The organism is Paenibacillus forsythiae T98, assembly GCF_000520735.1.
Classification (GTDB): Bacteria; Bacillota; Bacilli; order Paenibacillales; family Paenibacillaceae; genus Paenibacillus_AQ; species Paenibacillus_AQ forsythiae.
In genome coordinates this window covers 1-7,920 of sequence record NZ_ASSC01000682.1, presented here as the reverse complement: position 1 = coordinate 7,920, position 7,920 = coordinate 1, and the positions used below count along the sequence as shown (strand labels likewise).

Below are 7,920 nucleotides of genomic sequence, written 5' to 3'. Positions count from 1 at the left end.
ACATGGGTTCGAATCCCATCCTCTCCGCCATATCCTTTATTTTTAAATACGTAAGAAGTCAAGCCGTTTCCTTCGGGGGACGGCTTTTTTGTATGCTGCGCATCCTTGTGAAACCCCGCATAAGGGATGCAGGCAGCAGAGAATAAAAACCCCGCTTTCTCCGCAATGTATTAGGGAAGGAGGATGATCACATTTATGGATCAACAACTACAGCTGGATCAGCAGCGGCTCGTATCCGCTTGGGAGGAACATCTTCCCTCTTTTATGAAGGATGGGGGCAGCTTTACCGTACAGGCCGACGAAGGCGACCCGAAGAGCCTGCTTATTCATTTCAATGCCGCGGGACGCCAGCATTACAGTCTGGATTTCCGCTGTACGTATGTAGACAGCCGGGAAGTGGCGGTAAGCCTGATTGACGTGGAGCAGGCTGGCCAGCATACCGATGAGCGAACCGACGCCGTACAGCAGCTGGCGCAGCGATATACACGGCAGATTCATGAGTGCGCCCAAGCGCTGAAAAAATTAACCCATTCCTAAGCATTTAAGGAGGAAACGAATGTGAGCAAGCCGAAGACCATCCAGGTGCCTGGAACACAGCCGTCTGAGGATAGAGAACAGAATCGTCAAAACCATAACGGCCCTGAGCCGCTTTCCGGCTCCAAAAAGGTGAAGCAAGCCAATCACGTCAGTCATAACAATCCGCAAGGATAACATTTTACTGGAAGTGGTTTATCCGCGAAAGTAAATCGTTTGTCATGGGGAAGGGGAAGAATTTCTTTCAACTGGGAGAGGAGAGAAATAATATTTAAAAGGTGGGGACTTTCCGTAGCGGCGGTGCTGGTTGCGGCAGCCGTGATTCTGCCGGGCTTCCGGCGGGTGTCGATGCCAAGCAGGTCACCCGGTTCCAGGTTACGAATGATAACGTGAAGGAAGCTGCCACCATCTTCGTGAATAACGCGCTTCCGAACATTCTTGATATTCTGTCGAAAGAGGAGTATAAGAATACGCTCCAGATCGAACAGAAGCAGTTGGACGAAGCCAAGGCTGCTCTGCAGAACAGCGAGAAGAAGGCCGAGTTTGACAAGGAGCTCGCTAAGCTGGATCAGTACCTGACCATAAACCAATTCCAGTTCAATACCGCGATCAACAAGGAGGATTTCCCCGTATATCAGGATCTGACCCTGGATATCAAGGTAAATAATCCGACGGCACGAAGGTAGGACTGTCGCTGACCGGCAGCAATCAGTACAGCAAGATCGATGAGAAGCCGGAATTCAAAATTGGCATCCCGCAAGGCAGCGGCGTTATTACCGAGGAAGAGCTACAGCAGCAGTTCAGCACTCTTGGCTCCAATTAATCATCATATTAGCGTAGAACCCCAAGGAAGCCCTGTACAAAGCGCAAGAGCTCTGTACGGGACTTCTATGCTTCATCCGGGTTAAATCGGCCGACTTCCTTCAGATGGCAGCTCGTCCGCCAAAAGGGCATAGGTCCGATGATCCTGCCACCGTCCGTCAATTTTGAGGAAACGGCGGGCAATCCCTTCCGGCTGAAAGCCGTTCTTCTCCAGAACCCTTCTGGAAGCATGGTTGTCCAGGAGAATGGCCGCTTGCAGCCGGTGCAGGCCGAGTGACTGAAAGGCGTACCCCGCAGCGAGGCCGACGGATGCCGTCATGTAGCCCCGTCCCTGATGGGCATGATCGATAAAATAGCCGAGATCGGCGAATTGGCCCACCCCGCGCACAATATTGTTGATTGTAATCTGTCCAATCAAACATTCCTCTGCGGCGGAGTAGATTCCGAACATATACGCTCTGTCCTGCTCCTCTTCCTCCATTCGCTGGAGAATGAGCTGCTTCTGGCCATTCAGTGTAAAGAAGTCGTCTTCCCTCTTTGGCTCGTAGCGGCTGTGCACACTTCGGTTGCGAAGGCGCAGTTCCAGCAGGCTCTCCGCATTCTGAGGCCGGATCGGGGCAAGATAAATGCCGGCCGATTGATTGGTTAATATGAAAGACATTGCCGCTTATTCCTCCCTGGCGCTCTTTTGTAGGCGTATCTGCCGCAGCCGACGGAAGAAGGAAGTAAGGAGCTCTGCGCACTCTTCCCGCATAATGCCGGAGATGACTTCGGTCCGGTGATTGAACCGCGGTTCCTCCAGCAGATTCATCAAGGTACCCGCGCAGCCCGCTTTTGGATCAGGTGTGCCGTATACGGTGAGCGGAACCCTCGATTGCACGATCGCTCCCGCGCACATTGGACATGGCTCAAGTGTAACGTATAAGGTGCACTCCAGCAGGCGCCAGGAGTTAAGCGCGGCGCTCGCTTCCCGAATCGCCACCATTTCTGCATGCGCGGTTGAATCCATTGTGGTTTCGCGTAAATTATAGCCTCTTCCGATAATTTCGCCGTGGCGAACGATCACCGCACCGATTGGAACCTCGCCCAGCGCGTCGGCCTTGCGCGCTTCCGCGATTGCCTCGCTCATCCACCGCTCATGTTCCTCCTGCTGCCCAAGGCCTGCTCCATTCTCGCATTTGTCCAAGCTTCTCTTCCTTTCCGTTCTGGGCCGGATTATTCTGCGAACGAGTATTCGTTCTTAACAAACTGTGAATAAGTCTGTGGAAAACCCGGTGGTTATCCACATTTTTATGCACATAAGGATGTTGATTTTGTTTATATGTGCATAACTTGTGGATGGTTTCTATCTTATTGTAGAGAAAGAGAAGATGATTTTCAATGCTTGATGAACGGAAGGCTTCATATAAATGCTTTTCAAATGGATGGGCAAAAGGTATGATATTTATTAAATGACAATTGATTTACCAGTCCGGTAAGAGGTGAATAAGAAGTTTGTCCATAAAAACGAAGCTTTCGGCAATTATTTTTGGCTCCGTAGTGCTTATTTTGGTGTTGAATTTGACCCTTAATTCCTATGCGACCCGCAGTAATATGCGAAGCGAAATCGAGAGAAATATGAAGACGACGGCCATGCAGATTGCGGTATCCGTTGAACAGAGCAGTTACAGCTCCAAATATGCGGAACACCTGCTGGCGCAAAATTTGCAGACGGTTGCCATTTTAATATCCCAACAACTGGACCCGGATATAGCGAACGTTACGAATGCCGAATTAAAGGCGCTGGCCACGAAAGTGGGCGTTTCCAATATATCGCTGCTTGTAAGAACGAAGGACGATATTGTGGTACAGAAGTCCTCTGACTCCAAAGAAATCGGCCTATCCACAAAAGGCTGGGGATATTGGTATACCGCTTTTGTCGACCTGTTTGAAGGAAGGGAAGTGTCGGTCTCCCAGGGGGAGCGTATGGAGAATTTTTGGTCGGGTCCCTTTGAGTATTCATCCTCCAATCCCGAGTTTATCGAGAAGTGGGGGTATTACTATGACGGGCACAGCAACTACCTTATCGATCCGTATATTCGCAGCACTTCAATCAGCGACTATGTCAGAATTATGAGTCCGGAAGAAATTGTGAAGCAGACCATGAAGGTTAACCCCGATATTTTGGAAATTACCGGCATCAATCCGGAGACCTTCGGTTTACCTACTATGGCTGCGGACGGAACGGATAAAGTGAATACCAAACTGCGCAATCGCCCGATCAAGTACGGTACTTACCGTTTCGGAGACGTGGAGCAGGACAAGATAGCGATTAAAGAGGCGCTTGAGAAAAAAGAACCCGTCATGCGGGATGCGGTGGTGCGCGGAGAAAAGGTGCTGAAGAGCTTTATCCCCGTTGACTTGCCGGGTTCGGGCGCTTATGTCGTTAGCGTGGTGATTGATTACTCGGTCATTTCGTCGGTCATCAAGGAGCAATTGTGGAACAGCATCCGCAGTTCTGTCGTGCTGCTTGCGGTCTTTCTGGCGGGAAGCTACGTTCTGGCCGGCTTTATTATACGGCCCGTTCAGGCGATACTCACCAAAGTTCAGGATGTGTCCCGAGGCAAGTTCGAGCCGCCGCTTGAGGTTGGAAGCAGAGATGAACTGGGGCAGCTAACACTGCGGATCAACGCGATGACCCGGAATCTTGCCCTGCACACCAGCCGGCTCAGGCAGACGCTGGAGGAGAACCGGAAGGTCAAAGAGCATCTGGAGTCGGTCATTAACGGAACCTCCGACGCGATTCATACGACGGATATGAACGGTACGGTGATTAGCGTGAACCGGGCTTTTGAAGAGCTGTATGGCTGGAAGGAGACGGAGGTTGTGGGAAGCACCATCTGTCTCGTTCCGGATTCCGTTCTGAAAGAAGAAGAGATCCGGCTTCAGTGGCTCATTAAGGGAGTACAGCTGCCCCCGACGGAGACGCTGCATTTGAAGCGGGACGGGACCGTGATTGAAGTCAGCGTAAGCACTTCGGTCATCTGCGACGAAGAGGGCAAGCCATTGTCCTTCGTGCATGTTTCCCGGGACATGACGGAACGCAACCGGATGGAAGAGCTGCTTAGACAATCCGAGAAGCTTACTACCGTAGGCCAGCTTGCAGCCGGAGTCGCCCATGAAATTCGGAATCCGCTGACGACGCTGCGGGGGTTTCTACAGCTGCAAAGAGAGAAAAATATGCTTGTCCCCCTGCATGTGGATTTGATGCTGTCAGAGCTGGAGCGGATCAATCTGATCGTCAGCGAGTTCCTGATATTGGCCAAGCCGCAGGCGGTCCGGTTTCAGCGAAAGGACGTCCGTCACGTTCTGCATGATGTGATCAACTTGCTGGATAGTCAGGCCCATTTGCATAATATCGAGGTCAAGGACCGGTTTGAAGTGAGTCCGGCAATGGTACACTGTGAAGAGAACCAGCTGAAGCAGGTATTCATCAATATTATCAAGAACGGGATTGAATCCATGTCCTCGGGCGGAACGATAACTTTGGAGCAGAAACGTATCGGGGATTCAATCGTTATTGTTATTATCGATGAGGGAGAAGGCATACCCGAGAATATTTTGCCAAAGCTCGGCCAGCCGTTCTTCTCGAACAAGGAGACGGGAACGGGACTTGGTCTGATGATCAGCCAGCGGATTATTCAGGCGCATAAAGGAATGATGGAGATTGAAAGCCAGGTCGGACAAGGAACCTCGGTAACGATTGTGCTGCCGGCCGCCCAGGAGAGCGGGGAACCTGTAGGCGAGGAGACGGGCGAAGGAAAAGAAACGGAGTGACAATACCAGCATGAGAATTAACAAGTTTATCAGCGAGACGGGCTTCTGCTCAAGGCGTGAGGCGGACAAGCTGGTGGAGAGCGGCCGGGTGACCATTAACGGCGAACGCGCGGTGCTCGGCAGCCAGGCCGAGGCCGGAGATGATGTGCGTATAGATGGAAAAAGACTGGAGAGCGAATCCAGGACCGTCTATATCGCTCTGAACAAGCCGACAGGCATTACCTCCACGACTGAGCGTCATGTCAAAGGGAATATCGTGGATTTTGTCGGACATCATGAACGGATTTTCCCGATCGGGCGGCTGGATAAGGATTCGGAAGGGCTGATCCTGCTTACCAATGACGGGGATATTGTCAACAAAATACTGCGCGCCGAAGGCCGGCATGAGAAGGAGTATGTTGTTACCGTCGACCGCCCGGTTACGCCTTCCTTTATCGCCGGGATGTCCAGCGGGGTTAAGATCCTCGGAGCGAAGACGCTCCCCTGCAAGGTTACCCGGATATCGGAGCGGGTGTTTCGGATTATTCTGACCGAAGGCAAGAACCGGCAAATCCGCCGGATGTGCAGTGCTTTCGGGTACGAGGTCCGGCGGCTGCAGCGCATCCGAATCATGAATATCCGCCTGGGCAGCCTTCAGTCAGGCGCATGGCGCGAGCTGACGGCGGCGGAGAAGACGGAGCTTGGAGACTTGCTGAGCTATAAGCTGTTGTAAAAGAGCCTGACGCTGCTTGCTTTAGAGTAGGTGGCATACACAGATAAAGAGCTATTTTCAACCCGATACCGGCGATTGAGAATAGCTCTTTATAATGATTGCCGCTTGCATCATCATTTGTTAGCTGGCATGGTCTGCGTATCGCTCTGATACTTGCGGAGAATGGACACTTCAACCCGGCGATTCTTGGCCCGTCCGGCTGCGGTTGCGTTCGAGGCAATTGGATGGTATTCGCCATAACCGATCACGCTGAATTTCTCCGGATTCAGATAAGGATTGATCAGCAAAATCTTCATGAACTGCAAGGCACGGTTGGCACTGAGGTCCCAGTTGGAGGAGTATTCGCTGTTGGAGATCGGAATGTTATCCGTATATCCCTGAACGACAACCTCGTAATCGGGGAACTGCTGCAGCATTTGCGAGATGGATCTTGCGAGCTGCTGGGATTCCGGCTTGACCCTGGCTTGTCCAGAGGCGAACAGCGCGTTGTCGCTGATGGTAATCAGAAGCTGGGACTGGTTCAGCTTCGTGCTCAGCAGGTTGGTAAGGCCGTTGTTCTTGATATACTGGTCGAACTGCTTCTTGAGCTTCTCTAGTTCCTCCTGCTCCTTTAAACGCAGCTTGGCTAGATCAGATTCACCGGGGCTCTTGTCAACAACACTGTTCATTTTATTAGCTCTGCCGTTATCCAGATTGCTGTCTTTAGGAGTCCCGGATGAATAATCCAGCACGCCGGAGCCTCCGTTAAGGGCACTGCTGAAGGCTTGGGCCATCTCCTCGAATTTCTTCGCGTCTGTTGCGCTCATGGCGTACAGCACAAGAAACAGAGCGACCAGGAGCGTCATGAGGTCGGAATAGGGGAGTAGCCATGATTCATCGGCATGCTCCTCATGCTCCTCATGCTTAGTCTTTTTGCTCACCCTTCTGCACCTTCCCTCTTGTCCAATTTAGCGCGATCGGACGGCGTCAGAAATACGGAAAGCTTCTGGTTAATGGCAATGGTGGATACTCCCGATTGGATGGACAGGAGACCTTCAAGCATCATCATTCGGATTTGAATTTCCTGTTTGGAGAGCCGCTTAAGCTTGTTGGCCATCGGATGCCACAGGACGTACCCGGTAAAGATACCGAGCAGCGTCGCGATAAAGGCTGCGCCGATCGCATGCGCCAGCGCCTCCATCGCGCTCATGTCCGCCAGGGCGGCGATCAGGCCGATAACGGCGCCAAGCACCCCGAGGGTAGGAGCGTACATGCCCGCCTGGGAGAAGATCAGCGCGCCCGCTTTGTGGCGCTCTTCGGTTGCATGAATGTCCTCAAGCAGCACGTCTCTGACAAACTCCTGGTCGTTGCCGTCGATAATCATCCGCATGCCGCTCCGAAGGAAATCATCCTGAATCTCCTCCACCTTCGACTCCAGCGCCAGCAGGCCCTCCCGCCGGGTAATGGAGGCCCAGTCCATGAACATGGTGATGACCTCCCCCTGATCAACGAGCTTCTTGCCGCCAAGGAACAAAATCTTGAACAAACTCGGAATCTTCTTGATTTCGGACATTGGAAAGGCCATGAACAGGGAAGCGGCGGTACCTACAAAAATAATCATAAAAGCGGCGGAATTCTTAAGGGCGATGAGCGGCGCTCCTTTGAGTATCATTCCAACTACAACTGCTACGATACCAAGCACTAAGCCAATAATTGATGAGATTTGCATTGATACACCTCGTCCATGAGTTTTAAATATGATCCGCTATGCCGCATCTATCATCCATGAATGGCGGCGGGTCAATAGAAGAAGAACAAAAACGTCTACTCTTATTTATCGACAGCCAGCCCTTTTTTGTGAAGGCATTTCGGCTATAATGAATGAGGAAAGGATATATTCATATGTCTATGAAGCGGAGTGATGGCGATATGGGCGTGAAGCACGGAAGAGATTATGGAGATATATTGCGCGATTTGACCAGAGCGGTGGGGTGTATACCGGACAGCTATCTGTTTTTTGAAATGGAACCGGAAGAATGGCGGGGGGGGGGGCGGGG

The 7,920-nt window shown here is 51.8% G+C and carries 9 protein-coding genes; 5 read left to right on the top strand and 4 right to left on the bottom strand.

The genetic code is table 11. The annotated features are described in order from the left end of the window. Positions 1-195 precede the first annotated feature (195 nt). The 3 genes from L692_RS0120955 (at position 196) to L692_RS29690 (ending at position 1,220) form a co-directional block, all read left to right on the top strand. Positions 196-537, top strand: a complete 342-nt coding sequence (locus tag L692_RS0120955; RefSeq protein WP_025701982.1) for a hypothetical protein — start codon at positions 196-198, stop codon at positions 535-537. 21 nt (positions 538-558) lie between these two features. Beyond that, complete coding sequence (locus L692_RS0120950; protein ID WP_025701981.1) at positions 559-711, top strand: small acid-soluble spore protein P; 153 nt, start codon at positions 559-561, stop codon at positions 709-711. 101 nt (positions 712-812) lie between these two features. Further along, a complete protein-coding gene (locus L692_RS29690; protein ID WP_025701980.1) occupies positions 813-1,220 on the top strand; it encodes a hypothetical protein in 408 nt (135 codons plus the stop codon). A 218-nt stretch (positions 1,221-1,438) separates the two neighbouring features. Here L692_RS29690 and L692_RS0120940 read toward each other — a convergent pair whose 3' ends face one another. Both L692_RS0120940 and tadA read right to left on the bottom strand, forming a co-directional pair. Continuing rightward, positions 1,439-2,017 (bottom strand): GNAT family N-acetyltransferase, encoded by a 579-nt coding sequence (locus L692_RS0120940; RefSeq protein WP_025701979.1) that lies wholly within the window; start codon positions 2,015-2,017, stop codon positions 1,439-1,441. 6 nt (positions 2,018-2,023) lie between these two features. Next, positions 2,024-2,542, bottom strand: a complete 519-nt coding sequence (gene tadA, locus L692_RS0120935; RefSeq protein WP_025701978.1) for a tRNA adenosine(34) deaminase TadA — start codon at positions 2,540-2,542, stop codon at positions 2,024-2,026. A gap of 308 nt (positions 2,543-2,850) precedes the next feature. On the opposite strand from tadA, the gene L692_RS0120930 reads away from it, so the two are divergent. Together L692_RS0120930 and rluF are read left to right on the top strand one after the other, a co-directional pair. Beyond that, on the top strand, positions 2,851-5,172 hold the full coding sequence (locus L692_RS0120930) for a sensor histidine kinase (protein WP_025701977.1): 2,322 nt from the start codon (positions 2,851-2,853) through the stop codon (positions 5,170-5,172). 10 nt (positions 5,173-5,182) lie between these two features. After that, positions 5,183-5,884: a 23S rRNA pseudouridine(2604) synthase RluF gene (gene rluF / locus L692_RS0120925; protein ID WP_025701976.1), complete on the top strand. Its 702-nt coding sequence runs from the start codon at positions 5,183-5,185 to the stop codon at positions 5,882-5,884. Between the two features lie 113 nt (positions 5,885-5,997). Here rluF and motB read toward each other — a convergent pair whose 3' ends face one another. After that, positions 5,998-6,804 carry a flagellar motor protein MotB gene (gene motB / locus L692_RS0120920; protein ID WP_025701975.1) on the bottom strand — a complete coding sequence of 269 codons (807 nt, stop codon included), beginning with the start codon at positions 6,802-6,804 and terminating at the stop codon, positions 5,998-6,000. Next, positions 6,801-7,592 carry a flagellar motor stator protein MotA gene (motA, locus tag L692_RS0120915; RefSeq protein WP_025701974.1) on the bottom strand — a complete coding sequence of 264 codons (792 nt, stop codon included), beginning with the start codon at positions 7,590-7,592 and terminating at the stop codon, positions 6,801-6,803. Before motA ends, motB begins: the two co-directional genes overlap by 4 nt. Positions 7,593-7,920 lie beyond the last annotated feature (328 nt).

Bases quoted from the DNA above. Each gene is read 5' to 3' on its own strand.
- motA (WP_025701974.1), bottom strand. From the start codon at position 7,592: ATGCAAATCTCATCAATTATTGGCTTAGTGCTTGGTATCGTAGCAGTT.
- L692_RS0120955 (WP_025701982.1), top strand. From the start codon at position 196: ATGGATCAACAACTACAGCTGGATCAGCAGCGGCTCGTATCCGCTTGG.
- rluF (WP_025701976.1), top strand. From the start codon at position 5,183: ATGAGAATTAACAAGTTTATCAGCGAGACGGGCTTCTGCTCAAGGCGT.
- L692_RS0120940 (WP_025701979.1), bottom strand. From the start codon at position 2,017: ATGTCTTTCATATTAACCAATCAATCGGCCGGCATTTATCTTGCCCCG.